Source organism: Pedobacter africanus (assembly GCF_900176535.1).
GTDB lineage: Bacteria > Bacteroidota > Bacteroidia > Sphingobacteriales > Sphingobacteriaceae > Pedobacter > Pedobacter africanus.
Window position 1 is genome coordinate 1,573,412 of sequence record NZ_FWXT01000001.1, and the last position, 25,846, is coordinate 1,599,257.

The 25,846-nt window shown below is 41.8% G+C and carries 25 protein-coding genes; 9 read left to right on the forward strand and 16 right to left on the reverse strand.

Annotated features, from left to right (window positions below):
- Window positions 1-13 precede the first annotated feature (13 nt).
- The 10 genes from B9A91_RS06545 to B9A91_RS06590 all read right to left on the reverse strand — a co-directional run bounded on the left by B9A91_RS06545 (window position 14) and on the right by B9A91_RS06590 (window position 9,584).
- The gene (locus B9A91_RS06545) at window positions 14-1,069 is read right to left on the reverse strand and encodes an agmatine deiminase family protein (protein WP_084237576.1); all 1,056 of its coding nucleotides are present in this window, start codon (window positions 1,067-1,069) and stop codon (window positions 14-16) included.
- Window positions 1,066-1,782 (reverse strand): BlaB/IND/MUS family subclass B1 metallo-beta-lactamase, encoded by a 717-nt coding sequence (bla, locus tag B9A91_RS06550; RefSeq protein ID WP_084237577.1) that lies wholly within the window; start codon window positions 1,780-1,782, stop codon window positions 1,066-1,068. The genes B9A91_RS06545 and bla overlap by 4 nt, the downstream gene beginning before the upstream one ends.
- Window positions 1,772-2,647 (reverse strand): carbon-nitrogen hydrolase, encoded by an 876-nt coding sequence (locus B9A91_RS06555; protein WP_084237578.1) that lies wholly within the window; start codon window positions 2,645-2,647, stop codon window positions 1,772-1,774. Before B9A91_RS06555 ends, bla begins: the two co-directional genes overlap by 11 nt.
- Before the next feature lie 47 nt (window positions 2,648-2,694).
- Complete coding sequence (locus B9A91_RS06560) at window positions 2,695-2,898, reverse strand: cysteine-rich CWC family protein (protein ID WP_084237579.1); 204 nt, start codon at window positions 2,896-2,898, stop codon at window positions 2,695-2,697.
- A gap of 98 nt (window positions 2,899-2,996) precedes the next feature.
- On the reverse strand, window positions 2,997-5,375 hold the full coding sequence (locus B9A91_RS06565) for a ribonucleoside-diphosphate reductase subunit alpha (RefSeq protein WP_084239606.1): 2,379 nt from the start codon (window positions 5,373-5,375) through the stop codon (window positions 2,997-2,999).
- 107 nt (window positions 5,376-5,482) lie between these two features.
- Entirely contained in the window at window positions 5,483-6,457 is a 975-nt protein-coding gene (locus tag B9A91_RS06570; protein WP_084237580.1) for a ribonucleoside-diphosphate reductase small subunit, read from the reverse strand.
- 384 nt (window positions 6,458-6,841) lie between these two features.
- Entirely contained in the window at window positions 6,842-7,219 is a 378-nt protein-coding gene (locus B9A91_RS06575; protein WP_235012476.1) for a septal ring lytic transglycosylase RlpA family protein, read from the reverse strand.
- A 169-nt stretch (window positions 7,220-7,388) separates the two neighbouring features.
- On the reverse strand, window positions 7,389-7,883 hold the full coding sequence (locus B9A91_RS06580; protein ID WP_084237582.1) for a methionine-R-sulfoxide reductase: 495 nt from the start codon (window positions 7,881-7,883) through the stop codon (window positions 7,389-7,391).
- 167 nt (window positions 7,884-8,050) lie between these two features.
- A complete protein-coding gene (sucD, locus tag B9A91_RS06585; RefSeq protein ID WP_084237583.1) occupies window positions 8,051-8,923 on the reverse strand; it encodes a succinate--CoA ligase subunit alpha in 873 nt (290 codons plus the stop codon).
- A gap of 82 nt (window positions 8,924-9,005) precedes the next feature.
- On the reverse strand, window positions 9,006-9,584 hold the full coding sequence (locus tag B9A91_RS06590; RefSeq protein ID WP_084237584.1) for a TMEM175 family protein: 579 nt from the start codon (window positions 9,582-9,584) through the stop codon (window positions 9,006-9,008).
- A 77-nt stretch (window positions 9,585-9,661) separates the two neighbouring features.
- Here B9A91_RS06590 and B9A91_RS06595 point away from each other — a divergent pair, with 77 nt between their 5' ends.
- Complete coding sequence (locus B9A91_RS06595; RefSeq protein ID WP_084237585.1) at window positions 9,662-10,093, forward strand: hypothetical protein; 432 nt, start codon at window positions 9,662-9,664, stop codon at window positions 10,091-10,093.
- Here the strand turns inward: B9A91_RS06595 and B9A91_RS06600 are convergent.
- The 6 genes from B9A91_RS06600 to B9A91_RS06625 all read right to left on the reverse strand — a co-directional run bounded on the left by B9A91_RS06600 (window position 10,090) and on the right by B9A91_RS06625 (window position 14,057).
- Window positions 10,090-10,776: a substrate-binding periplasmic protein gene (locus B9A91_RS06600; protein WP_084237586.1), complete on the reverse strand. Its 687-nt coding sequence runs from the start codon at window positions 10,774-10,776 to the stop codon at window positions 10,090-10,092. The two genes, B9A91_RS06595 and B9A91_RS06600, sit on opposite strands and share 4 nt — an antisense overlap.
- Window positions 10,777-10,934: 158 nt before the next feature.
- On the reverse strand, window positions 10,935-11,375 hold the full coding sequence (locus tag B9A91_RS06605) for a hypothetical protein (RefSeq protein WP_084237587.1): 441 nt from the start codon (window positions 11,373-11,375) through the stop codon (window positions 10,935-10,937).
- 68 nt (window positions 11,376-11,443) lie between these two features.
- Window positions 11,444-12,187, reverse strand: a complete 744-nt coding sequence (locus tag B9A91_RS06610; protein WP_084237588.1) for a polysaccharide deacetylase family protein — start codon at window positions 12,185-12,187, stop codon at window positions 11,444-11,446.
- A gap of 88 nt (window positions 12,188-12,275) precedes the next feature.
- The gene (locus tag B9A91_RS06615) at window positions 12,276-13,004 is read right to left on the reverse strand and encodes an esterase family protein (protein ID WP_235012477.1); all 729 of its coding nucleotides are present in this window, start codon (window positions 13,002-13,004) and stop codon (window positions 12,276-12,278) included.
- A gap of 42 nt (window positions 13,005-13,046) precedes the next feature.
- Window positions 13,047-13,640: a GDSL-type esterase/lipase family protein gene (locus B9A91_RS06620; protein WP_084237589.1), complete on the reverse strand. Its 594-nt coding sequence runs from the start codon at window positions 13,638-13,640 to the stop codon at window positions 13,047-13,049.
- Window positions 13,641-13,715: 75 nt separating this feature from the next.
- A complete protein-coding gene (locus B9A91_RS06625; RefSeq protein ID WP_084237590.1) occupies window positions 13,716-14,057 on the reverse strand; it encodes a hypothetical protein in 342 nt (113 codons plus the stop codon).
- Window positions 14,058-14,377: 320 nt separating this feature from the next.
- On the opposite strand from B9A91_RS06625, the gene B9A91_RS06630 reads away from it, so the two are divergent.
- From B9A91_RS06630 to B9A91_RS06665, 8 genes are all read left to right on the forward strand, one after another.
- Window positions 14,378-15,667: a sensor histidine kinase gene (locus B9A91_RS06630; RefSeq protein WP_084237591.1), complete on the forward strand. Its 1,290-nt coding sequence runs from the start codon at window positions 14,378-14,380 to the stop codon at window positions 15,665-15,667.
- A gap of 60 nt (window positions 15,668-15,727) precedes the next feature.
- Entirely contained in the window at window positions 15,728-16,474 is a 747-nt protein-coding gene (locus B9A91_RS06635) for a phosphatase PAP2 family protein (protein WP_084237592.1), read from the forward strand.
- 109 nt (window positions 16,475-16,583) lie between these two features.
- Entirely contained in the window at window positions 16,584-17,498 is a 915-nt protein-coding gene (locus B9A91_RS06640; protein WP_235012478.1) for a polysaccharide deacetylase family protein, read from the forward strand.
- A gap of 45 nt (window positions 17,499-17,543) precedes the next feature.
- Window positions 17,544-20,126: a phosphatidylglycerol lysyltransferase domain-containing protein gene (locus B9A91_RS06645; protein WP_084237594.1), complete on the forward strand. Its 2,583-nt coding sequence runs from the start codon at window positions 17,544-17,546 to the stop codon at window positions 20,124-20,126.
- 12 nt (window positions 20,127-20,138) lie between these two features.
- On the forward strand, window positions 20,139-21,518 hold the full coding sequence (locus tag B9A91_RS06650; RefSeq protein WP_144008878.1) for an AcvB/VirJ family lysyl-phosphatidylglycerol hydrolase: 1,380 nt from the start codon (window positions 20,139-20,141) through the stop codon (window positions 21,516-21,518).
- Window positions 21,519-21,593: 75 nt separating this feature from the next.
- Window positions 21,594-22,268 (forward strand): response regulator transcription factor, encoded by a 675-nt coding sequence (locus tag B9A91_RS06655; RefSeq protein WP_084237595.1) that lies wholly within the window; start codon window positions 21,594-21,596, stop codon window positions 22,266-22,268.
- The gene (locus B9A91_RS06660; protein WP_084237596.1) at window positions 22,265-23,311 is read left to right on the forward strand and encodes a sensor histidine kinase; all 1,047 of its coding nucleotides are present in this window, start codon (window positions 22,265-22,267) and stop codon (window positions 23,309-23,311) included. The genes B9A91_RS06655 and B9A91_RS06660 overlap by 4 nt, the downstream gene beginning before the upstream one ends.
- Window positions 23,312-23,367: 56 nt before the next feature.
- Complete coding sequence (locus B9A91_RS06665) at window positions 23,368-25,773, forward strand: TonB-dependent receptor (RefSeq protein ID WP_084239609.1); 2,406 nt, start codon at window positions 23,368-23,370, stop codon at window positions 25,771-25,773.
- The last annotated feature ends 73 nt before the right edge of the window (window positions 25,774-25,846 follow it).

Below are 25,846 nucleotides of genomic sequence, written 5' to 3' on the forward strand. Positions count from 1 at the left end.
GGTTATAGATCTGTTACTTCTTTATTGCCGGTTCCTGCTGGCTCAGGCAATGAAAACTGCCCAATCCCCAGATGATATCTGTCGAATCAATCCCCACAACTTTCCTGTCGGGAAACACGCCTTGAATAATCTCTAATGCCTTTTCATCGTTCACATCTCTAAAGGTAGGCACTACAACAGCTGCATTTGCAATGTAAAAGTTTGCATAGGAAGCCGGCAGGCGGGTATCTTCATGAATTACCGGTGAAGGCATAGGCAATTCAACAATATTCAGTGCTTTGCCATTCAGTAGGCGCATTGCTTTCAGGGCCTCCAGGTTTTCCTGCAGCAGCAGATAGTTTTCGTCCAGCGGATTACTTTCTACAACTGTTAAAACGGTGTCTTCGTTCACAAAACGGGTAATGTCATCTATATGCCCATCTGTATCATCGCCTACAATTCCATCTCCAAGCCACAAAACCTGTTCTGCACCATAAAATTCGAGCAGGTACTGCTCTATCTGTTCCTTGGTCAGATGCGGGTTCCTGTTTTCGTTCAGCAGGCAGGCCGTGGTTGTTAAAATGGTGCCCGCACCGTTAAACTCTACCGAGCCTCCTTCCATAACTATATCGGGGGTAAACAAAGGCAGGTTAAAATGTTTAGCAATTTTAGTGGGAATCACATCATCCAGGTCAAATGGCGGATACTTACCTCCCCAGGCATTATACCCCCAATCAACCACTGCCTTTTCCTTACCTTTCAATACAAATGCAGGGCCATGGTCACGGCACCAGGCGTCATTGCTTTCATTAAAATAAAACTCAACCTGGCTTAAATGTGCACCTACCTTTTGCAGATGTGCTATCGCATCGGCTTTCATGGCTTCATCTCGTACATTGATACGCACTTTTTCGCCTTCAGCTATCGCCTTTATAAAGGCACAGTAAGGTTCGTAGATCGTCTCAATCTTTCCAGGCCAGGAGGCTTCTTTATGTGGCCAGCTCAGCCAGGTGGCCTCGTGTTCTGCCCACTCGGCAGGAAAACTATATCCTGTTTTTTTGGGGGTATCTGAAAAATTTATCGCTGTCAAAGGTTATTTTTTTTAAGTAGTTCCAAAGTATGATCCAAAGCTCCTGGAGCTTGCCAGCTATCGTGCCCTGCAACCACGAGACGGATCATTTTATAATTGTTTTTTATCGCCAGGATCGTTTTCGGCCATGCAGTCAGGTCAGCATCGCCAACAAACCCCAGATCCGTTACAGCTGCACTTTTAATTAAACAGCCACCATCCAGCACTTTATATTCCGGAAACCAGACCACCAGATTGTCTTTTGTATGACCTGCACCAAAATAATCAAGCTGAAATTTTTCACCACCAATATCAAACTTTGCTCCCTTTTTAAAAGCATTTGAAGCAAGAGGTTTGTTTTCGGCCTTTAAGATGGCATTGGTTTGCTCCGAAGCATAGGTCGGGATCCCTTTCCGGTTAAAAAACCCAAATCCACCGGCACGGTCTTCATGAGAATGCGTTGCAAAAACCATGATCACCTTTAAACGATGCTTCTTTTCTATAGAATCCAATAACGGTTGGTTTTGCGTCTGGTCCCAAGGTGTATCAAATAAAACCACGCCCTTCCTGGTAATCAGATATAGGGCATTAGCCGAGACCGTTTCGCCTTTATAGCTATGGTATGTGGTATACACACACAGCCGCTTATTTACAGGTATGATTTCCAGCTTTTGTGCGTATACAGAAAAAACCAGAAATAACAGCAGCAGGCAAGTCAGCAGGCTAATCCTCATCAATATACCTTTTTGTAATTGGCTGATAAGAGTCTATTCTGCGGTCTCTCAGGAAAGGCCAGTGCTTACGAAAGAAATCTGATTCAGACAGGTCTAACGTAACCACTTCTGTTTCTTCATTTTCATGCGAAGCCAGGTAAAGGATCCTCCCCTGGGCATTTGTGGCAAAGCTGCCTCCCCAGAATTTCATGGCACCGTCCTGCTCAAAACCTACACGGTTAACGCTTACAACCGGGACACCATTGGCCACTGCATGCGAACGCTGAATGGTTTGCCAGGCGTTATATTGATCTTTGTTTGTTTCCTCATCCTGATCCGTTGCCCAGCCAATAGCTGTTGGATAGAACAAGATATCCGCACCCATCAGTGCAGTAATACGCGATGCTTCAGGATACCACTGGTCCCAGCAGATCAGGATACCAATTTTTGCAAATTTGGTCTGAAACACCTTATAACCCAGGTCGCCTGGAGTAAAATAGAATTTTTCGTAATAGGCAGGATCATCAGGAATGTGCATTTTGCGGTATTTACCCAGATAGGCACCATCCGCATCCAATACCGCTGTGGTATTGTGGTATAACCCTTCAGCACGTTTTTCAAATAAAGAAGCAATAATTACGACTCCAAGTTCTTTTGCCACAACCTGCAAAGCATCGGTTGAAGGACCAGGAATGGCCTCTGCCAGATCGAAGTTATCATAATCTTCAACATCACAAAAATACAATGAAGTAAAAAGCTCCTGCAGGCACACAATCTGAGCACCTTTTGCTGCAGCTTCCCTGACTTTTAAAATCGCCTTATCTAAATTTTCCTGTTTATCAGCGGTGCAGCTCATCTGCACCAGTCCTACCTGTACTTTAGCCATTCTTTATCAAAAAATAATTTGATGCAAAGTTAGCCAAAAAAAATAAATCAAGAGGCAATACTTTCCTTGTACTCCTGCTGCAGTTCAAACAGGCATTTTGCACACAAACAGCCTTCATAAAGCTCGCTGATATATTGTACTTCGTTCAGGTTTAACTGAACCACGCTGCACTGGCATTTGGTATACGAATTGGCCTTGCACTCTATGGGAGTGCCACAACGTTCGCAAGGTATAATTTCATGTTTCGCCATTACAGCTACAAAGATACGATTTCATCTGCCTGCTTATACAACAAAAAAGGAGTAAGAATTGCTCCTTACTCCTTTGGCGATATATTCAATCTGAATGATTAACCTGAACAGCTGATACAGCCTTCTTCCATCGAACAAACCGGCCCTTCTACAATCTCTTCTGCACTTTGTTCAATATGCTCCGGAATTACCGGCTCCATGTTTTTACCTGCCTGGTTCTCTACAGTAAATTTCACTGCTTGTGAAGCTGCCTGTGTACGCAAATAATACATACCGGTTTTCAAACCTTTTTTCCATGCGTAGAAATGCATTGAAGTCAGTTTTGATGTATTCGGAGCATTGATAAACAGGTTGAGGGATTGCGACTGGCAGATATAGGCACCCCTATCGGCTGCCATATCAATAATACTGCGCATTTTGATCTCCCAAACTGTTTTATACAATTCTTTGATATAATCAGGGATCTCAGCAATGTCCTGAATAGATCCGTTGGCCAGGATGATCCTGTCTTTCATAGCAGGGGTCCATAAACCTAAAGCTACCAAGTCTTTCAGTAGGTGTTTGTTCACTACAATGAACTCACCGCTCAATACCCTTCTGGTATAGATGTTGGAGGTATAAGGCTCGAAACACTCGTTGTTGCCTAAAATCTGCGAAGTAGAAGCAGTTGGCATTGGTGCCACCAGTAAAGAGTTATACACCCCATCTTTTACTACTTTTTCACGCAAGGTTTCCCAATCCCATCTGGCGCTATCCGGTTTTACGTTCCAAAGGTCGAACTGGAATTTCCCTTCCGATAAAGGAGAACCTTTAAAGGTTTCATAAGGGCCGTTTTTAACTGCAAGGTCATGAGAAGCAGTCATTGCAGCAAAGTAAATGGTTTCAAAGATCTCTTTGTTTAAAATACGTGCACCTTCGCTTTCAAAAGGCAAGCGCATCAAGATGAAGGCATCAGCCAGTCCCTGTACACCTAAACCAACTGGTCTGTGGCGCATATTTGAATTTCTGGCTTCTTCTACCGGGTAGTAATTGTAATCGATGATCTTGTTCAGGTTTACTGTAGCCTGGTAAGTTACATCATACAATTTCTGGTGGTCAAATTCGCCATTGATGACGAACCTAGGCAAGGCCAGTGAAGCCAGGTTACATACTGCAACCTCATCTTTAGAAGTATATTCTATAATTTCTGTACAAAGATTAGAACTTTTTATGGTACCCAGGTTTTGCTGGTTAGACTTGCTGTTGGCTGCATCTTTATACAACAGGTACGGTGTACCGGTCTCAATCTGTGAATCCAGGATAGCAAACCACAATTCTTGTGCTTTAATGGTTTTACGTGCCCTTCCCTCTTTTTCATAACGCTCATACAAAGCATCGAACTCTTCGCCAAAACAATCTGCCAGTCCCGGTGCTTCATGCGGACAGAACAAACTCCAGTCGCCATTCTCTTCCACTCTTCTCATGAACAGGTCGCAAACCCAAAGAGCATAGAACAGGTCGCGTGCACGCAACTCCTCTTTACCATGGTTTTTACGCAGGTCAAGAAAGCTCAGCACATCGGCATGCCAAGGCTCAAGATAGATGGCAAAGGCACCTTTACGCTTACCGCCGCCCTGGTCTACATATCGGGCAGTATCGTTAAATACCTTTAACATTGGTACGATACCATTACTTGTACCGTTGGTACCGCCAATATAAGATCCGGTAGCCCTGATGTTATGGATACTGAGACCTATACCACCTGCACTCTGAGAAATTTTAGCGGTTTGTTTCAGGGTATCATAAATGCCTTCAATGCTATCGTCCTGCATCGTTAACAAGAAGCAGGAAGACATCTGTGGTTTAGGTGTAGCTGCATTGAACAGGGTTGGCGTAGCATGTGTAAACCAACGCTCGCTCATCAGGTTATAAGTTTCAATGGCACTGTCGATATCATTTTTGTGAATACCAACGGCAACACGCATAAATAAGTGCTGCGGGCGCTCTACAATCTGCCCATCAACTTTCAGCAGGTAAGATTTTTCCAGGGTTTTAAAGCCGAAATAATCAAAACCAAAATCACGGTCGTAGATGATGGTACTGTCCAGGATATCTGCATTTTTTTCGATCACTTCCCAAACATCATCTGCAATCAGGGATGCAGATTTTTCTGTTTTTGGGTCTACATATTTGTACAGCATCTCCATGGTTTTGGAGAATGACTTGGTGGTATTTTTATGAAGGTTGGATACCGCAATACGTGATGCCAACAAAGCATAATCCGGATGTTTTGTAGTTAAAGACGCTGCTGTTTCTGCAGCAAGATTATCCAGTTCAGATGTAGTAACACCATCATACAGCCCTTCAATTACCTTCTTGGCAACATCTATCGGGTCTACCAGCTCAGCATTAAAACCATAGCATAACTTCTCTATGCGAGCCGTTATCTTGTCAAATCTTACCGCTTCCTTGCGGCCATCTCTTTTTATTACAAACATATTTTTCAGGTATTTACAGTGCTTAATGAGTTTGAGAGCGGCAAACCCAACATAGGCACCCAATTATAATTTATTATCTATTTACTTACTGCTAACCTCAATAAGTATTAAAAATCATCATCCAATGAGAAAGCAGCAGCTTTATCCTCAGTTGATGTCAATACACCACTCTTCTGATAATCGCCAACCCTCTTTTCAAAGAAATTGGTTTTTCCCTGCAGGGAGATCATCTCCATGAAGTCGAACGGATTGGTCGCATTGTATATTTTAGCATAACCCAGTTCCTGTAACCATCTGTCGGCAACAAACTCTATGTATTGAGACATCAGCTTGGCATTCATACCAATTAAAGCTACCGGTAAGGCATCCGTAACAAACTCTTTTTCTATTTCTACTGCATCACTAATGATGCCATGAACCTGTTCCTGTGTTAATTTATTTTTCAGCATGCTGTATAATAAACATGCGAATTCACAGTGTGAGCCTTCATCCCTCGAGATCAACTCATTACTAAATGTTAATCCCGGCATTAATCCGCGTTTTTTCAGCCAGAATATGGAGCAGAAGCTTCCGCTAAAGAAGATCCCTTCCACAGCAGCAAAGGCAACCAAACGTTCAGCAAAATTACCGTTATCAATCCAGCGTAGCGCCCATTCAGCCTTCTTCTTTACACAAGGAACGGTTTCTATAGCATGGAACAACCTGTCTTTTTCATCAGGATCTTTAATATAGGTATCAATAAGTAACGCATAGGTTTCGGAATGGATATTCTCCATCATGATCTGGAAACCATAGAAACACCTTGCCTCTGGCAACTGTACTTCACTCATGAAGTTTACAGCAAGGTTTTCATTTACGATACCATCACTCGCTGAGAAGAAGGCCAGAATATGAGAGATGAAATGTCGCTCGCCATCGTTCAGATTATCCCAGTGCTTCAGATCGTCAGACAGATCAATTTCCTCAGCAGTCCAGAAACTTGCTTCAGTCTTCTTATACATTTCCCAGATTTCAGGATATTTAATCGGCAAAAGAACAAACCTGTCTTTGTTTTCTTTTAATAATACTTCTTCTTCTTGCATAAGCATCTATTTTAATAGGGTAAATTGTATAATTGATTGATGAAGCTTTAATAAATCCAGTAGCCAAACAATCCGTACTCAGTTATAAAAAGTTTAAAAAGACATAAATTCTCCGGCAACCTTAAGCAACTAAATATTAAAACTTTAACTAAAAATCTGTGTGTGATTTATTAAAGAACTTTATATAAACAAATATACTCCCTAGGGTTCTGAAGTGTGAACAATAGTTGTTAACAAGGGGGCATTTTTATCAACACTAAAAAGGTAAATTGACACAGTAATTACGTCTGAAATTTGGTATTTATTTCTTTTAAGAAATAAAAAAACACACCGAAGTGTGTTAATAAATTTAAAAAACTGACTATAATGCCATTAAAGTTAAAGCTAGTCGTCTTCTTCAGGCAAATAACTGATCTCGACTTTTGCAATCCCTTTTCCATAAATACCAATGGCTTTAGCAGCGGCTTCAGAAAGATCAATTTTTACTTTCCGGGAATGCGGCCCCCTGTCATTTACTTCAACTTCTACAGATTCCCCGTTTAATGGATTTGTAACGGTTACTATAGTCCCAAATGGAAGGTTCATGTGCGCAGCGGTCATTTTTTGCCTGCGATACCTTGTTCCGCTGGTTGTTTTGCGGCCTTCAAACTTTCGGGCGTAATATGTTGCGTAAACCGTTTTTGAGATTAATTTAGAAGAGCGATTGGAAGTGGGTTCTGCTGATTTGCTGACAACCGCAGCCGATGCTGTTTCGTCTGACATGTCCTGGGAAAAACCCATAAAAGATAATAGCATACCACATAACAATAAACAATACTTCATATTTACTATAGTTGGTGAACGGGCAAACATAAGGAAACTAATTCCTAAAAAACAAAAAATGCCCGGCAAGTTATCACCAGGCACTCATGAATCTTCCTTAAAAGGAATATTATTTCTTGTCAGGCACAAAGTTCATGGAAATGGAGTTCACACAATGCCTGGTATTCTTATCTGTAAAACCTTCACCAATGAACACATGCCCAAGGTGCGCTTTGCAATTTGCACATACAATTTCTGTACGCATTCCATCGGCGTCAGGAATCCTTTCTACAGCGCCCTTCACCTCATCATCAAAACTTGGCCATCCGCAGTGGGACTCAAATTTGGTTTCTGAACGGTAAAGCGGTGCATCACAACGCTTGCAGGTATAGGTTCCTTTTTCTTTATTGTTGAGCAGCTTACCCGTGCCCGGATATTCAGTGCCTTTTCGTACTATTACATCCTCTTCCTCTTTGGTTAGTTTATTCCAGTCCATATTATTCTTTTTTATTACTGCGTTTTGATTAACGGTCTCTTTAGTATTGGGTTTTTGGGCGCAGGCCAGCAGGTTAAATAGTACCAAAAAGCCTGCCAGCATAAATGTTTTACTAATCCTTGTATTCATCTTTAATGATATTAGTTTATACAATATACGTCGCAATTGTCGTTTTGGTTTGCACCGGGCCTATTATTCACATCATGGCAATGTAATAAATCCCCGGAATGCAAAAAGCTCCGATGAACAAGGTTCACGGGAGCTTTTAAATTATACAAGAAGATCTTATTTAATATTTATTTTTTCAAAAGTTCTGCCATAGCAGCACCAATTTCTGCAGGGCTTTCTACTACACGGATACCGCACTCGGCCATAATTTTCATTTTAGCAGCGGCGGTATCATCTGCACCACCAACAATAGCACCAGCGTGCCCCATTCTACGACCGGCTGGAGCAGTCTGGCCGGCAATAAAGCCAACTACAGGTTTAGTACCGTTTTCTTTGATCCAGCGTGCAGCTTCAGCTTCCATTCCACCGCCAATCTCACCAATCATGATGATACCTTCAGTTTCAGGATCGTTCATCAGCAACTCAACAGCTTCTTTAGTCGTGGTACCAATGATCGGGTCTCCGCCTATACCTATTGCTGTAGTAATACCCAAACCTGCTTTCACAACCTGATCTACAGCTTCGTAAGTTAAAGTACCGGATTTAGACACTACACCTACTGTACCTTTTTTGAAGATAAAGCCCGGCATGATACCAATTTTGGCTTCATCAGCTGTAATCACACCCGGACAGTTAGGTCCGATTAAACGGCAATCCCTGTCGGAGATATATTCTTTTACCTGGATCATATCCTTGGTAGGAATACCTTCGGTAATACAAACAATAACTTTAATTCCTGCTTCTGCAGCTTCCATAATGGCATCTGCAGCAAAAGCTGGAGGAACAAAAATAATAGATACATTCGCGCCGGCTTTATCAACCGCATCCTTTACCGTATTAAATACCGGTTTATCTAAATGAGTTTGTCCGCCTTTGCCCGGTGTTACACCACCTACAACATTAGTTCCGTACTCGATCATTTGAGAAGCATGATAAGTACCCTCATTTCCAGTAAAACCCTGAACAATAACTTTTGAATCTTTATTTACTAAAACACTCATGTATCTTTAATTTTTTGTGCAAAGCTAAGTTAATTGAGATGCATTGTCAAATGCAATCCTAATTTTATTACATTTATTACAGCTATTCATTTGCAATTGTTTTTTCAACCCTTGTATCCGGTATAAACCAGATGGCCGCAACCAATATGTAGCAGAAAATTCCTATCCAGGAACTAATAAAACTACTCAGTATGGCAAAAACATAAATGCCTGTAGAAATTTTACCTTTCACATCTTTGCCATATGCCTTCGCAACATCAGATTCCTGACCATGCAGCTTTATCAATGTACGCACCAGGATATAATAAGCTATGGAAGCCATCAGCATGACCCCGCCATACATTACAACCGGCCAGGTTTCATAATGATTTTCTCCCATCCAGGCCGTTGCAAAAGGGAACAAGGAAAGCCAGAACAGCAAATGCAGGTTTGCCCAAAGCACGCTCCCATTTACCTTTTTAACTAACTGCATCATATGATGGTGATTGTTCCAATATATGCCTACATAAATAAAGCTCAGTACATAACTCATAAATACCGGGATAAGGGGAATGAGTGTCCGAAGGGAAGTTCCATGGGGTGTTTTTAATTCAAGCACCATAATGGTAATGATAATAGCCAGTACGCCATCACTAAAGGCTTCTAATCTGCTTTTGTTCATAAATTAAAGATAGTATTTACCCCGATTATTTTCTTAAACTTGTGATCACTTTGCAGTAACGATATATACAGCCAAAAATGAGCCCTTTAAAAATCTGTTTCAAAATATTAAAGACCGGGAACGGCAAATTCCAGAAAACGAAAGACGAGATAAATAACCTGATTGTTGATGTGATCAACCGTAACCCCAGCAAAGCTTCACAGGAGTTGCGGGAAATTGCAATAAACGAGTTCAATAACGAGGCAGCTGCCCAAAAGGTACTTCAAACCAGCGGCCGTTTTTTTATCAGTAAGGTTACCGACGTTGAAGTCCTGATCACTTTTCTTCCCGAAGAAAAATTACTGGAAGATCAGTTCTATACGCAGTGGAGATACATACAGACCTCCGAGCCCTACCGGCTGGTGCAATACCTGGAAGAAAACAAGGTAGTGGTGTATAGTGAAAAAACAAAAGTCTTGCATACCGTTAAACTGGAAAAAGACATCAGTATCGTTGCAATTGAAGATTAAAACTGGATATCATTAAACCACTTTTTATAGATATCTTGGTAGGTTCCGTTCTCTTTAAGCAACCTTAAAACCTCATTAAACCTGGCTTTAAGCTGTGTATCACCTTTTTTCATGGCTATTGCATAAGATGAATCTGTTTTAGGCAGGAACATCCCTATTTTCAGTTTCTTATTTTTTTGCAGGAAACCACCGGCTATGGGTGAATCGTCTACCAGCAAATCTATTTTGCCTGCCTGCAGCTTTCTATACAGTTCTTTATTGGTTACTGCATATACAATGTTATTTGCCGGGAATTGCTCACGCACATACTTTTCAGCTTCAGTAGCCTCTCTCACTCCTATTGTTTTATTTTTAAAGTGATGAAGGCCATTCAACGAATAGTCCTGACCAACTACAGCACATAACCTGAAATACAAATAGGGATTGCTGAATTCCAGGATATGCTGCCGTGAAGCGGTTACGGTTACGGCAGAGCAGATAATGTCAAGCTCTCCTTTAAACAGTTTCTCAAGTATGGTAGACCACAAAGAAACCTCGTATTCAACTTCTAAATCCAGGTGACTGGTAATGGCCCGAAGCAGATCGACCTCAAATCCTTCAAAATTTTCAGAATTGTAATCTGAGTGCATTGGAAATGGCGCTGCAGAATCCAATCCAACCTTCAGTACTTTTTTATTGGCCATACAATAAAGGATTATAACTACAAATAACAACAAAAAATCTCAAAAAAGCAGGAAAAATCAACCTCCAAAAGCAAAAATTCCCGACGTTTCTCAAAAAACATCGGGAATTCTTATTCTATATTTTCATTTTCCTTGCAGAAAATCAGAAAACAAACCCTTCAGGGCTTGCTTTTTAGACCGGATATATCTGAAACCACTTCTTCTTCGCTGCCACGTTTACCTTTCTTCTTCTTTTTCTTAGGATCTATTCCGCTCAAACGCTCTTCCAAAACTTTTTCAAACTCTGGCAGCTGATCTCCTTTTAAAATTTTACGAATATTATCGTTTGTATCATTCTGAAGTTTGTAAAACTTAGTCACATCATCTTCTTTTGAAGTACCGGCCTGTTGTCTTTTGATCAGTTCCAGCTGTTGCTTAGACATGTCAAATACATAGGTATAGATTACGCTTTTCTGTGTTGCACTCAGTTTCAATCTTTTTTCCAGTTCGTCAACATTTTTCGAGGTCATTTCCTGGGCTGTAGGCATTTTATTTTGCTGGGCCTTTGACCATACATTGATTCCGGTTAGCAACAATACAATTAATAAATATTTCTTCATGACGGTATTTCTGTCTAGGGCTGCAATTTAAAAAAATAAATGCAGAATGTAAATATATACCCGCTAACCTAAAAGCCTATCTTTAACAAGTCGTCAATTTTAACAAACGAGTATCCTTTGTTTTTTAAAGTTGTAATCAATTCCGGCAACTTCATATAAAACTTATCCTTTCTTCTGGGGTCGGTTCCGATATGTACCAGCAGAATAAATCCGTTTAAACCGTTCCTGCTTTTTTGTTCATAATCGAGAATAGATTGCATGATCTGCTTGCTATCTACATATCTGACTCCCATTTCAGGATAGGTATAGTCGGCCGCCGATCGGGTGCCTGGAGTAAAATTAATCAGCTGAAGGTCCAATTCTTTTGTCCAGGAAGCGATCTGCTCGTTATACCATTCATAAGGGGGCAAAAAATAAGCCGCTTGTTTTTTATCAATATTTAACTGCTTTAATTCCGTATAAGCAGCCGCCAGGTCGTGTTCAAATTGTTGTTTTGTGACCAGCAGGCTATCCCTTTTAACCCAATCGCAATACAGTAAATGTTTATCAGAGTGGCTGCCCAGATAATTCCCATCTCTTATCAGCTGTTGTACACCCCGCTTAAAATGCTTGTCGCGGTAAAAATTTCCGGTCAGAAAAAAAGATCCAAGAACCCGCTCCCTTTTTAAAGCTTTTGCAATAAATCCGATCCCATCTCCAAATTCATCTCCTGTAAAAACAAGGGAGAGCCTTTTAACAGAGGTATTGCCCCTTACTATTGCGCCACGATCTGTCTGCACCTGCGCCCATATTTGCTGAGTACATGATGACATTAAGATCCCTGCAAAAACAACTATATACTTACTAAACCGGGTCATAACCGGCTACAATTTAATCATATCAAATCATTTATTCCTCCTTTTATATGTAAAGAGGAACCATCCGTCGCCAGTAATGCGGCCGGTGGGCATTGCTTTCCCATTGATGAAACTGGTTAGGAATGCCTTTGTTACCTAACAACGCACTAAATTCACGGTTACCAGGTAAAAACGGATCTGTTTCCCCCACAGCAATGATTACCTCAAGTTTACGCAGCGCATCAAGCATATCGCAATCTGTTAAGTTGGAAATGTATTGTCCGGGCATATTTAAATAAACGGTTTCATTCCGGTACCCATCCAGCAGGTCTTTAAAATCACCCGGATTGGAGGTAAGATCGTATCTTCCGCTCATTCCCACAGCTTTCTTAAATAGCCTGGGGTATTTCATAGCCAGATTTAAAGCGTGATACGCCCCCATGCTGCATCCGGCAGTTTCCAGCCAGTCACCATTGTTTTTTGCTTTTATCAGCGGGACTACTTCATTTAAAATATAGCTTTCATATTGCAGATGCCTTTCCATACGGTTATAGGGATGCAACTGTTCGTTATAAAAACTTTCCCCGTCAATGCTGTCAACACAAAACAACTGTACCTGTCCGGCGTCAATCTGGCTTCGCATGGCATCAACAATGCCCCAGTTCTCATAATCATAAAACCGCGCCATACGGGTCGGGAAAAACAGAACTGCCCTCCCGCTCCAACCAAATATCAAAAGCTCCATCTCCCGCTGTAAGCTTTTACTAAACCATTTGTGATATTCTCTGTTCATTTAAGGTACATCGCTTATGCAGAGAAATATCTATCTTCTATATTATCTGTGGATTAAAAATTGATTAATAATATCTCCCCACAACTGATAGCCCTTTTCGCTCAGGTGCAGGCGGTCATCCAGAAAATAAGACCTTTCAGGCTGGCCGGATTTATCGAGCATTTTTTTAAAGACATCAATAAATTTCCAGTTGTTGCTCAGTTTAATGATCTCACTTTCTATCAGGTTATTGGTATAACGTAACTGGTCGGCCTTATGCCAGCGGCTCAAGCTTGGTTTCAGGGAAACGAAATAGCAGGGCAGTTCACCAAAACGGTTGGCAACTTTGAGCATAAGCTGCTGGAAGAAGATGAAGATCTCTTCGGGGTGCCGGCCATCCCCCAGGTCATTGTCACCTGCGTATATCACGAGTGCGCGGGGGTTGTAATGCAGCATTACCCTTTCAAAAAACCATACACATGCCGCCAGCGTAGAACCGCCAAAGCCCAGGTTTACCACTTCAGCATGCTTAAAATCGAGGTTTAAACTATCCCACATCCGTATAGAGGAACTGCCATAAAAAATAACATCGGGATTTCGCCCGGTAACTAAACGTTCCTTTTCAAGTCGTCTGACTTCATCTTCATACCAAAACATCCTTCATAATCTGTAAAGATAAAGATAATGAGATCCGACATTGCGGAGATATGATGTTAATGTTAATTTTTTGTATCACAAGGCATTGTACAGTCTGGCATAAAACGCACATAGTTGTAGCAGCCTTTCCTCTATGGCAAAAATCTGCTCCTGCTGCTTTGGTTTGAGTTTTCTTTTGGTTTTATTTATCAGCAAGGTACAAATGGCCAGTCTTCGCTCCAGCAGAAAGTGTCTTGCATCTTTGGGATGTAAAGCAGCATAAATTTCTGCATCTTCCATCAGGTCTTCACATTTATCGTGTAACATCCAGTTTAACAGCTCTGTTAAACAGGCCCCATTCTCAATCTGAACCATAATGGCTTTAAACAGATCGAAATCAGTGCCTGCACTCAGTTTTCCTGTTACTGCCTGCTTCATGTCTATTTATATTTTGAGTCTATATACTTACATACGATAAAAAGGAAGATCGGGGTTCAGGCAAATGAAATTAATTCTGTATTATCCTGCTATAGCTAACGTTGTGGCCACTACTTTCATTAGCCAGAACAAAAGGTAATAGGGGCTACTTTATTTAATGCCTTCATGTCCTTTTTAAGCAAAGCTATTGGTCAATTTAGCAGAAAACCTGAAGCTAAAAGAGTTAAAAAACTGAACAAAATGGCTAGAAATTTGGTTAAAAAAACGATTAACATTGGTTTAAGCAAATACTAAACGCCTAACCTTGAATAATTGTTCCTATGAAGCGTAAAATCAACATCACCATTAGCTGCTTGCTGCTATTTATAGTTATAGCCTGCCAACAAAAAGCCCCGGTGCAAAAAACAGATACCCGGACTGCCGCTTTTTCTAAAATTACAGATACGGCTAAAATGTATCATTCGCTACAAAAGCCAGAAATGGCGATCAAATATTACAAACGCGCTTTACAAAATGCGCAGAAAAACAACCTTCCCCGCCAACAGGCTGAAACGTTATTGCATATGGCCAAACTTCTTCCAAAAAAAGATGCGGACACCAGCCTGCACTACCTGAACAATGCCCTACATATTGCACGCAAACTTAAGCACAAGCAACTCCAGTCAGACATTTATCATTCTATTGCACAAATTCACAAACAACAGCGCGACTACGAAGCTGCACTATTTGCGCTTGAGGCACACCACAGGCTTACAGATTCCCTGCTGGAAGAGCATCGGCGAAAAGACATTGAACAGGTCAAAGCACAACGTAACGCAGCATATGAACGGAGCATTGCCATTTTGGTATGCACAGCCCTCCTCATTATTGCACTTGTATTTGCCTTGTTTTTAAGGCGCACACAAAAGCTAAACCAAAAACTTGCCCTTCAGGTAGAGGTAACTAACAAGCTGTTTTCTATTATCAGCCACGATCTGAGGGGACCAGCCGGGAGCCTCAAGCAGGGCCTTGAGCTAGTAGATGGTGGCAGCATTACAATTGAAGAGTTACCCGATTTCATGAGGCTTTTAAAAAAACAGAGTATTGTGCTCAATGAAACACTTGATACGATGCTGATCTGGTCAAGGTCACAACTTAATGAGCTCCGGCAGGCCCCAGTGGTATTCTCGCCACTAGCCATCATTCAAAATAACCTGGTACTGCTGGAAGGTCAATACATGTCAAAAAATTTGAGTTTTGACCTGGACGTTCCGGCAGATGTTACCATTTACGCCGACAGGGACCAGTTTGATTTCATCATCAGAAACCTACTTTCCAACGCCATTAAGTTTTCTCTTGAAAACGGAACAATAGAAATTCATGTCAGCAGGGAAAACCACAGAGCTACAGTTACTGTCAGAGATTACGGAGTGGGTATTTCTACCGAACGGCAGCAACAGTTTCTTTCTGGGAACCTGGAAACTACTTTCGGAACCTCAGGAGAAAAAGGAACCGGCTTGGGTCTTAGAATGGTGAAGGACTTTATCAACGCTGCGGGAGGCAGTATCAGTTTAGAAAGCCGTAAAGGAAATACATGTTTTTCGTTTACGCTTCCCTATCAAAATGCGTAATGTTGAAATATTCAGATTATCTTCACAATTGAAGGATAGATTAGACGAAAATTTTATCCTATGAGATTAAGACTAGTTTGTTTAGCCTGTTTATTTCTATCTATCGGTACACCTGTTATTTCTAATGCACAAAGCCAGGACACCCTAAATTCTAAACCTAAAGTTGCAGCATTTGTAATTCCAACAATATTTATTGGGTATGGGTTGGTATCGCTTGCAGGTAAAAATGCTATCCGCGACCTCGATTTAACCACAAGGGATGAACTTCAGGAAGACCATCCTTTATTTGCCGCCCACGTGGACGACTATGCACAGTTTGCCCCGGCCCTTGCTGTATATGGCCTGCACCTTGCCGGTGTAAAAGGCAAAAACAATTTGGCTGATGCAACAGGCATCTACTTATTGTCCACAGCAATAATGGGAGGTACTGTTTCTGGCTTAAAAAGCTGGACCCACAGACTGCGGCCCAATAATTCCGGGTTTAATTCTTTTCCTTCCGGGCATACCGCAAATGCATTTGCAGCTGCAGAATTTTTAAACCAGGAATACAAAGAAGTATCGCCCTGGTACGGATACGCCGGCTATACAGTAGCCACAGCAACGGGGGTATTAAGAATGTATAACAATAAGCACTGGTTAAGTGATGTGGTGGCCGGCGCAGGATTTGGGATTCTATCTACCAAACTGGCTTATATCTTTTATCCAAAATTAAAAAGGTTGGTTCTGGGCAAAGGAGAGCAGCATTACACCCTGGTGCCCTCTTATCAGCAACATAGTTTTGGTCTTTCGTTTAATGGTACCTTTTAAATAAAAATGGTACCTTGTAGATAAAATAAGTATTATGATAAATTGTTATCCGGTAATTTCCAGGCTAATTGCGTTATCTGTAATACCGCTTCTCTTTTACAGTCTTTCAATGAAGGCTCAAGTAAAAATATCCGATTATCAGTACAACCTTGGCCTCGCAGATTACAATAACCAGCCCTACATCCTGCTGCGTAGCTTTAATTTAAATGGTATACTTACTTACCTGGCCGTCAATCCCCAGAACCTGGATACTCGAACAATCAAGGCAACCGAACTTAGTAATACAACACTCTGTTCTTTTGAGCAACTGTGTCTGAAAATGGAGGACACACCCTATATCAAAGCACTGTTGCGTGCCCGGTCAAAGGCCCTACCCATACAGGATGCAGGAATTACGCACGCATTCCCTTCGGAAAAAGGAATCACCCTGACAATTGACCTCTGCCCTTCCCACAAAGGGCTCGACAAAGACATTTTTACATCATTAACAGGAGCCTTTAAAAATATCGAGCGGCCTATACCGGTTGCCTTATCCCTAACGGGTAAATTTCTCCTTACACATGAAGATGATATCCAGTGGCTGAAGGGACTGGTCAGTTCAGGTCAGATCACTATTACCTGGATCAACCATACCTATCATCACCATTACAACCCTGCTACCCTAATAAGCCACAATTTTTTACTGGAGCCAGGAACCGACCTGCAGTCGGAGCTGCTGCTACTCGAATCAGCAATGCTGGAACAAGGTTTAATACCTTCAGTTTTTTTCAGGTTTCCGGGACTGGTCTCCAGTCAACAACTTGTAAATAAGGTAACATCCTATGGTTTAATTACTATAGGAAGTGATGCCTGGCTGGCTAAGGGACAACAGGCCCAGCCAGGAAGTCTGGTACTCATCCACGGGAACGGCAATGAACCCATTGGAGTACAGGATTTCATAAAGCTACTGGCAAGTGAAACTGCGGCAGTTCACCAAAAGCAATGGCTGTTATACGATCTTCGCACTTCAGCAGCCAGGCAATAGCCAAATTGGAGAAAGAATTATGTAAATTAAATCAAAATACTATATATGAAAGGCTTTCGGTTCATCCCTCCCTTTGTTCGCGAGAATGGTAAAATCATTGCCAGCTTTATATTTACAGTTTTCTTTCTTGCGCTTTTCATATGGTTCATTAAACATGAGCAGGGCGAGTTGAAACAGGTAAAGCGACTGCTCATATCTGCCAATTGGATTTGGATTTCATTAGGTATCGCCTTAAGCATAGCCTATTTGTTTGTTCACGGAATGATGTACCGCTCTGCCTTTTTTGCAATCGGAAGTCGCATTTCTATAGGCGAAGGCACAATGCTATTCCTCAAAAGAAATTTTGTAAGCATCTTTTTACCCGCCGGAGGTGTTTCTTCCCTGGCTTTCTTTAGTGCCGACATAGAAAAAGAAGGTGTCTCCCAGTCCCAGATCAATTTTGCTTCTTCCATATATGGCTTTGTAGGCATTCTATCTGTTGTGGTGGTGGCCATTCCTGTTTTTATTTATGCTATTTTCCAGGGAAGCATCGGCTACGGGGAGTGGTTTGGGCTTATTACCGTATTAGGGCTTATTGCAGGAATCTATCTCCTATACAGATCTGTAATCACCAAAGGGGCCACGTACCTGTTCATCATCAAATATATTCCGGTAATAGAAGTTTATGCGGCCGATTTCAGAAGCAATACCATTGAACGCAATAGTTTTTTAAAGACTTTAGGCTATAGTGTGCTCATTGAAGTAATAGGTGTAGTGCATATTTATATTGCCATGCTGGCTTTATCTATCCATCCCTCTATAACCAATGCACTTATCGGGTACATAGTTGGGGTAGTATTTCTGATCATATCTCCATTTTTAAGAGGCCTGGGTGCTGTAGAGGCCTCAATGACTTTTATGCTCATGCAGTTGAAATATTCAAGTGCCGAAGCAGTATCCATCACGTTTGTATACAGATTTATGGAGTTCTGGATCCCAATGCTGCTCGGCGCATTCAGTTTTCTTTTAAAGATCAACAAGCTCCTGATGCGCATAATACCGGCCTTATTGCTCCTGTTAATGGGGGTCATCAACCTGATATCGGTACTTACCCCAGCCATTCATTCCAGGGTCCATTTTTTAAAAGACTTTCTTCCTATCGAAGCCATAAGGGCATCCAACTATTTTGTATTTACAGCAGGGTTGTTCCTCCTGGTTACTGCGGCATTTATGCTCAAAGGATTGCGGATCACCTGGTATTTTGCACTCAGCTTATGTATAAGCTCCCTTATTGGCCATATCACAAAAGCTATAGACTATGAGGAAGCCATTTTTGCACTATTGGTAATTGTTATTCTCTTTGTTTCAAGAAGAGAATATTACATCAAAACAGATCCAAAAACACGCTCCCTTGGCATTCAAACAACACTGCTAAGCATTACATCTGTAATATTGTATGGAACAATAGGATTCTATTTCCTGGATAAAAAACATTTCAATATAGATTTCAACTGGTGGCAATCAATCAGGTATACGTTGGAAAATTTTATCCTGATTGGCAGCAGTGACCTGGTTCCATCAGACCGCTTCGCGCGGAACTTTCTATGGTCCATCAATATTAGTGGGTTCTTTTCTATCGCCTTCCTTATTTATGCATTAATCAGGGCCTACATCCCAAATTCCGGTACAGCAGAAGAGGAGCTGCAATGGGCAAAACATCAACTGGATAAATATGGCAGCTCTGCGCTGGATTACTTCAAAACTTATAAAGATAAACTCATCTACCGGCAAGGCGAAAGTTTTTTAGCTTACCGGCTTTCAGGAAATTTTGCTGTTGTACTGGAATGTCCCGTTGGCACACCCGAAAAGAGATTAGAGTTGATAAGGTCTTTTGACAAATATTGCTCAGAAAATGGCTTAAAGAGCCTTTACTATCGCGTTTCGGCAAACAGTTTAACTGATTTTGAAGCACTCTCCAAAAAAAAGCTGTTTCTTGGTCAGGAAGGCATTGTAGACCTGCAGTCATTTAGCCTCGCTGGTGGAAACCGAAAGTCCATCCGAAATGCCATAAAGAAAGTCTCAGAAAACGGTTACGTTAGCAAAACTTATACTGCTCCCATAAAAGACAACGTCTTACAGCAACTTAAATCCGTTTCAGACGAATGGCTGAAGGACACCAAAAGAAAAGAAATTGTATTTTCGCAGGGGATGTTTGACTGGGATGAAATTAAATCTCAAACTGTCATTACAGTAGAAAATACAGAGGAAAAGATTGTCGCCTTTTTAAACCTCATACCAGATTATGCCGAGGGTGAAGCCACCTATGACCTCATCAGAAAAACAGCAGATGCGCCTAATGGCACCATTGATTTTATCATGGTGGCCATGTTTGAGCATTTAAAACTCAAGGGATTTAAAACAGTAAATATTGGGTTTTCCCCTATGTCAGGTATCAGCAAGGCCAATAATATTCCAGAACGTTCCATGAAATTCGCATACGAAAAAATCCGCTCATTCTCCGGATACCGGGGATTAAGGGATGCCAAAGATAAATTTTCACCCATATGGCAAGACAAATACCTAATCTACAATCATGATTACGACTTACTGCAAGTACCCAATGTATTAAAACAGGTTATAAAACCCTAAAACCTACACTCAATGATGAAATACATGCTGCTGCTCATATCGCTCTTATGCTTTAATGATAAGATACTGGCTCAAACCGATACCAGCTCCATCACCCATGGCGGATTTGGTAAGGTGCTCATATACCATCCCAAGGGCCGCCCCACTTCGGTTACCTTATTTGTTTCGGGCGATGGGGGCTGGAAAAACGGGGTTATTGATATGGCCCGTACATTAACGGCCCAGGGATCTATGGTATTGGGAATTGATGCCCGGCATTATGGATACCACCTTTCCAAAGAAACTTCTGATTGCCTGTACCCGGCTGCCGACTTTGAGGAATTGAGCCTTTACGTGCAAAAGAAATATAAATTTGCCAGTTACTATAAGCCTATACTTGCAGGTTATTCTTATGGTGCGGTACTGGTGTACGGTGTTTTAGCGCAAGCCCCGGCAAATACCTTTAAAGGTGCAATTGCCTTGGGTTTCTGCCCAGACATTAACCTTAAACGGCCGCTGTGTAAAGGGAACGGCCTTACACAACGTGTTTTGAAGCAAGGTGTTTCATTTTATCTGGAAAGAACCATGAAACTAACGGCCCCGTTCATTGTACTGAACGGGCTTAAAGATCAGACCTGCCCTTTTGCCGCAACCGAGGATTTTTTAAAAGATATGCCGAATGCAGAGCTTATACCCTTAAAAGTAGGCCACGGCTTTTTAGTAACCGTCAACTGGCAGGAAGCCTTGATCCAAGCTTACCGGAAGCTGGAAAAGGAATCGGTTTTCAGCAGTTCCACTGAAAATAACCTACCTCTTACCATTGTGCCTTCAACAAGAAAAACCGATCTGCCACTTATTTTTATGATCTCCGGCGATGGTGGCTGGACCAGCTTTGACCAGTCGCTTGCCCAGGCCTTCGCAGATCAGGGCTTACCTGTGGTAGGGCTGGATGCCCAAAAGTATTTCTGGAAAGCAAAAACACCTGAAGGGGCTGCAGCAGAAATTTCGAAGGCAATCACACAATACAGCTTCGAAATGGGCAAAGACAAATTCATTTTAGCGGGCTATTCTTTCGGTGCCTCAATTGTTCCCTTTATAGGCAACAGACTTTCCGCATCATTGAAATCCAAACTTAAAACAGTAGTCTCGCTCTCGCCCGATGAATCAGCAGATTTTGAGATCCACATTATTGATATGCTAAATTTCGATGGTGCCCATCCTTACAATGTGGTTGCTGAGTTCAAAAAGCTAAGAGGAATACCATCTATTTGTATTTTTGGCTCAGGAGAAAGTAATAACGTTCCTGACCGTTTTCGTAAGGCCGGAGTTGAAGTCGGGATTATTCCCGGAAACCATCATTTTAACGATGATTTCCAAAGAATAGTAAAAGAGGTTATGGGTTATTCCAAATAATTCAGATTTCATTCACAATTGCTGCCTATTTTTAACCTTCGGCAGTTTACTGACCGTTTAACAAAGTAATAAATTATGAAAATCCTGATCATTGAAGACGAAGCTGAACTGGCATCCAGCATGATCGCGTATCTTTCTTCACAGCATTACCTTTGCGAGCTGGCTCCCGATTACCCCCAGGCGTTGGAAAAGATCAGCAATTACAAATACGATTGTATCTTGCTAGACCTCATGCTTCCCGGCGGGAACGGCATGAAAATCCTTGAACTGCTTAAAGCGCAAAACAAAGAAGATGGGGTCATTATTATATCTGCAAAAAATTCATTGGAAGATAAAATAAACGGCCTGCAGATTGGTGCAGATGACTACCTGGCCAAGCCTTTCCATCTGTCGGAACTGGCTGCCAGAATTTATTCGGTCATCAGGCGCAGGAACTTCGCAAATGCCAATATCATCCAGCAAAATGAATTGAAAATAGATGTACTCTCCAAATCCGTAACTGTTAATGGCAAGGCAGTAACATTAACCAAAAAAGAACTGGATTTGCTGCTTTTTTTTGTCGGTAACAAGAACCGGGTAATTTCCAAGAGTGCCCTGGCAGAACACATTTCAGGAGATCTGGCAGACATGCTCGACAACCATGATTTTATTTATGCGCACATTAAAAACCTGAAGAAAAAACTATCGGAGGCGGGCTGTGGTAACTATCTGAAAACACTGTACGGCAATGGTTACAAATGGGAACTATGAATAAACTGCTGAATAAATCACTAAAGCGGTTTACCGTGTATGCAGGAATTGTACTGGCCTGCAGCATTCCCGTTTATTATCTCGCCATCAACGAACTATGGCAATACGAATTAGATGAGCATAATATTACTTTAACGGCTGAAGCCGGCCGTGAAGACACCTTCCTCATCATCGGTGCAATTACGCTTTTAACCGTATTCTTTTTCGCGCTGATATTAGGTGGGTTTGTATGGCTTAACCGCAGCATCTCCAGCCGGCTTTGGCGGCCGTTTTACCAGACACTTGAAAAGATCAAAGACTTTGACCTTACCCGCAATACAACTGTAAAGTTCGAACCGGTAAACATCATTGAATTTGAAGAGTTAAATAGCAGTATCAACAGGCTTCTGGAAAGTAATGTTGCGGCATTCCGTCAGCAAAAGGAATTCACAGAGAATGCCGCACATGAATTGCAAACCCCTTTGGCCATAGTACAATCCAAACTGGATATCTTGTTTCAAAACCATCAGATCACCAGTGAGCAGGCCGTACTTATAGAAAAAATCCAAAACGCATTATCAAGAGTATCCCGGATCAACAAAAATCTATTGCTGCTGGCAAAAATCGAAAATCAGCAATTCCCCGAAAAAGAATTTATAGACATTGCCCCCCTGCTACAGGAAATACATTTTCTGTTGTCTGACTTTAAGGAAGAAGTATCCCTGCATCTGGAAATGGCTGGCAGCCCCGGCGTTGGGGCCAATAAGATCCTGGTGGAAACCATGCTAACCAATTTACTGATGAATGCCATCAGGCACAGCCCTCATCCGGCAGACATTCATATCGTACTAAACCAAAACTCCTTAAGCGTAAGTAATCCCGGAACCACGCCACTCCAAACAGAAAAACTGTTCAAACGTTTCAATACAGCATCCAGGTTAACGCCTGGCAGTGGCCTTGGACTGTCCATTGTAAAAGAAATCTGTGTACGCTATCAATGGGAAATCGGATATGATTTTACAGATAACCGGCACATATTCAGGGTAACATTTACAGCCAACTGATTGCGTTGTTCAAATTTTCTTCTAATTTGCTTTGCAGTTTTGAGAAAAAACAGCTTATGCACAGATTCTTTTTTCTCCTGATTTTAACAATACCCATTTTTGTCAAGGCGCAGACCAGTTTATCCGTAACTGTTTCAGGTTTAATAAAAGATACAAAAAAAATGCCTTTACCCTATGCAAACGTGCTGCTTAAGCAGGCAAAAGATAGCGCATTTGTAACTGGTACAGTTAGCGGGAGCGATGGACGATTTACCCTGGCCAATGTTAAAAGCGGCAATTATAGGCTTGAAATCTCTATGCTTGGCTTCGTTACTAAAAAACAAGCGGTTACCGTAGGTACGCTGAGTGCCTTTCTAGACCTGGGGAATTATGAACTTGACGAGGATGCCCGAATGCTCAATGAAATAAAAATTACCGGTGGGCCTGTAGAAGGGATCTCGTCTAAAATGGATAAGAAAACCTACAACCTGGCCGGTAACCTAAGCCAGGCCGGAGGCTCTGTTTTACAGGCTGTACAAAATTTACCCGGGGTTACGGTACAGGATGGAAAAGTGCAGCTCCGCGGAAATGATAAAGTTGCCGTACTTATTGATGGCAAGCAAAATGCCATTACCGGCTTTGGTAGCCAGACCGGACTCGATAATATCCCGGCATCAGCTATAGAAAGCATTGAGATCATCAATAACCCTTCGGCCCGGTACGATGCCAATGGGAATGCGGGGATCATTAACATCATCTATAAAAAGAATAAACAGCAGGGATTTAACGGAAAAATAGGTTTAACTACCGGATTGGGTGCTTTGTGGATCAGGAAGGAAAACCTGCCAACCATCAGGCCGCAGTACCAGGCTACACCAAAATTAAATCCCTCCCTTTCGCTCAATTACAGAAAGGATAAACTTAACACTTTTATGCAGGCAGACTGGCTGTACACGCAGACATTGAACCGTAATGATTTTGCCCAACGCATTTATGATGATGGCACGGTGATCAACCAGCAGGTAAAAAGAAACCGGACAACTACTTTTTCGACCCTAAAGACGGGGGTAGACTGGAACCCCAACAATCAGAATACCTTTACAGCCGCAGTGTACCTGAACCGAGAAAAGATACTAGACAAGGGCGATATCCCTTATTTCAACAAAGACTTCAGTGTTCGCAGCCGTCTTTGGCAATTCCTGGAAGATGAAGTGAAATATACTGCCACCGGATCTCTGCTGTACCAGCATAAATTTAAGCAGCCGGGTCACCTGCTGAACGCCGGGTTCAATTATACCTTTCACCGCGAAGACGAAAAGTATTTCTTTACCAACATTATGCCCGATTTTACAGGAGAAGATGCATTTAAGCTGCTGTCTGATGAGCATGTGGCCGATCTGAACCTGGATTACACCAAACCTTTGAAACATGGCCGGTTGGACGGAGGCCTTAAGTTCAGAAGAAGAACAATCCCTACCAACATGCAGTTTTTTCCGGGCCTCAATTCTCCTATAGATGTGAACGCAGGGGGCTGGGCCGATTATAAAGAAACCATTCCAGCGGTGTATGGCAACTATGTATTTGAAAGCAGGCATTTTGAGGTAGAGGCAGGTCTCAGATTTGAGTATGTCAAAGTAAACTACGATGTCAATCCCAATCACAATACCTATACCAGTGATGGCTATGACTATAACCGTTTCTTCCCAAGCCTGCGCCTGGCCTACAAAGTAAATGATAAAAACAAGATTTCCTTATTTTACAATGAACGGGTTGACCGCCCAAATGAGGTAGACATCAGAATTTTCCCTAAGTATGATGAGCCAGAAGTAATTAAGGTAGGCAATCCTACATTACGCCCCCAGTTCACCAAAAATATAGAGCTGGGACATAAGCTAACCTGGGGCAAGGGAAGCATATACTCAGCCATTTATCATAAAATGGTAGATGCCACCATTACAAGGATTGCAACAGTAGTACCGGGGAATACTTTAATCTATAACATTTTTCAGAACGCGGGCAAAAGCCGCAATACAGGCGGAGAGCTTAGCCTCCAGCAGGAAATGGCAGCATGGTTCTCTTTTAATGCCAGTGCCGCATTGTACAGAAATACCATCAATGCTTTTACGATAACCAACAAATATCCTGTTCCAACCCAATATACGATGGGCAAGGAAAGCGTCACCTCCTGGAACACCAAGTTTAACGGAATGTTTAAACTGCCAGGAAAAACTGAGTTGCAACTGTCGGCGGTTTATCTTGCGCCAGACATTATTCCACAAGGCCGTATCGGCTCAAGGTTTTCTGCAGACATGGGGTTGAAAAAACAGATCCAAAAAGGCAAAGCTGAGCTGTTCCTTAACGGCACGGACCTGTTCAACACCCTAAGGCCAAGAAAAGAGATTAATGGCAATGGCTTTAAGCTGGTCAGTACCGATTATTTTGAAACCCAGGTATTCCGCTTAGGCTATAATTATAAGTTTTAGCAGATCTGGAATTCAGGACGCAAATTATTTAAAATTATTCTAAATAAATTTGGTGATATAAATATCTCCTACT

Coding starts and splice junctions, on each gene's coding strand:
- bla (WP_084237577.1), bottom strand. CDS start 1,782: ATGAGGATTAGCCTGCTGACTTGCCTGCTGCTGTTATTTCTGGTTTTT.
- B9A91_RS06555 (WP_084237578.1), bottom strand. CDS start 2,647: ATGGCTAAAGTACAGGTAGGACTGGTGCAGATGAGCTGCACCGCTGAT.
- B9A91_RS06560 (WP_084237579.1), bottom strand. CDS start 2,898: ATGGCGAAACATGAAATTATACCTTGCGAACGTTGTGGCACTCCCATA.
- B9A91_RS06565 (WP_084239606.1), bottom strand. CDS start 5,375: ATGTTTGTAATAAAAAGAGATGGCCGCAAGGAAGCGGTAAGATTTGAC.
- B9A91_RS06570 (WP_084237580.1), bottom strand. CDS start 6,457: ATGCAAGAAGAAGAAGTATTATTAAAAGAAAACAAAGACAGGTTTGTT.
- B9A91_RS06575 (WP_235012476.1), bottom strand. CDS start 7,219: ATGTCAGACGAAACAGCATCGGCTGCGGTTGTCAGCAAATCAGCAGAA.
- B9A91_RS06580 (WP_084237582.1), bottom strand. CDS start 7,883: ATGAATACAAGGATTAGTAAAACATTTATGCTGGCAGGCTTTTTGGTA.
- sucD (WP_084237583.1), bottom strand. CDS start 8,923: ATGAGTGTTTTAGTAAATAAAGATTCAAAAGTTATTGTTCAGGGTTTT.
- B9A91_RS06590 (WP_084237584.1), bottom strand. CDS start 9,584: ATGAACAAAAGCAGATTAGAAGCCTTTAGTGATGGCGTACTGGCTATT.
- B9A91_RS06595 (WP_084237585.1), top strand. CDS start 9,662: ATGAGCCCTTTAAAAATCTGTTTCAAAATATTAAAGACCGGGAACGGC.
- B9A91_RS06600 (WP_084237586.1), bottom strand. CDS start 10,776: ATGGCCAATAAAAAAGTACTGAAGGTTGGATTGGATTCTGCAGCGCCA.
- B9A91_RS06605 (WP_084237587.1), bottom strand. CDS start 11,375: ATGAAGAAATATTTATTAATTGTATTGTTGCTAACCGGAATCAATGTA.
- B9A91_RS06610 (WP_084237588.1), bottom strand. CDS start 12,187: ATGTCATCATGTACTCAGCAAATATGGGCGCAGGTGCAGACAGATCGT.
- B9A91_RS06615 (WP_235012477.1), bottom strand. CDS start 13,004: ATGAACAGAGAATATCACAAATGGTTTAGTAAAAGCTTACAGCGGGAG.
- B9A91_RS06620 (WP_084237589.1), bottom strand. CDS start 13,640: ATGTTTTGGTATGAAGATGAAGTCAGACGACTTGAAAAGGAACGTTTA.
- B9A91_RS06625 (WP_084237590.1), bottom strand. CDS start 14,057: ATGAAGCAGGCAGTAACAGGAAAACTGAGTGCAGGCACTGATTTCGAT.
- B9A91_RS06630 (WP_084237591.1), top strand. CDS start 14,378: ATGAAGCGTAAAATCAACATCACCATTAGCTGCTTGCTGCTATTTATA.
- B9A91_RS06635 (WP_084237592.1), top strand. CDS start 15,728: ATGAGATTAAGACTAGTTTGTTTAGCCTGTTTATTTCTATCTATCGGT.
- B9A91_RS06640 (WP_235012478.1), top strand. CDS start 16,584: ATGAAGGCTCAAGTAAAAATATCCGATTATCAGTACAACCTTGGCCTC.
- B9A91_RS06645 (WP_084237594.1), top strand. CDS start 17,544: ATGAAAGGCTTTCGGTTCATCCCTCCCTTTGTTCGCGAGAATGGTAAA.
- B9A91_RS06650 (WP_144008878.1), top strand. CDS start 20,139: ATGATGAAATACATGCTGCTGCTCATATCGCTCTTATGCTTTAATGAT.
- B9A91_RS06655 (WP_084237595.1), top strand. CDS start 21,594: ATGAAAATCCTGATCATTGAAGACGAAGCTGAACTGGCATCCAGCATG.
- B9A91_RS06660 (WP_084237596.1), top strand. CDS start 22,265: ATGAATAAACTGCTGAATAAATCACTAAAGCGGTTTACCGTGTATGCA.
- B9A91_RS06665 (WP_084239609.1), top strand. CDS start 23,368: ATGCACAGATTCTTTTTTCTCCTGATTTTAACAATACCCATTTTTGTC.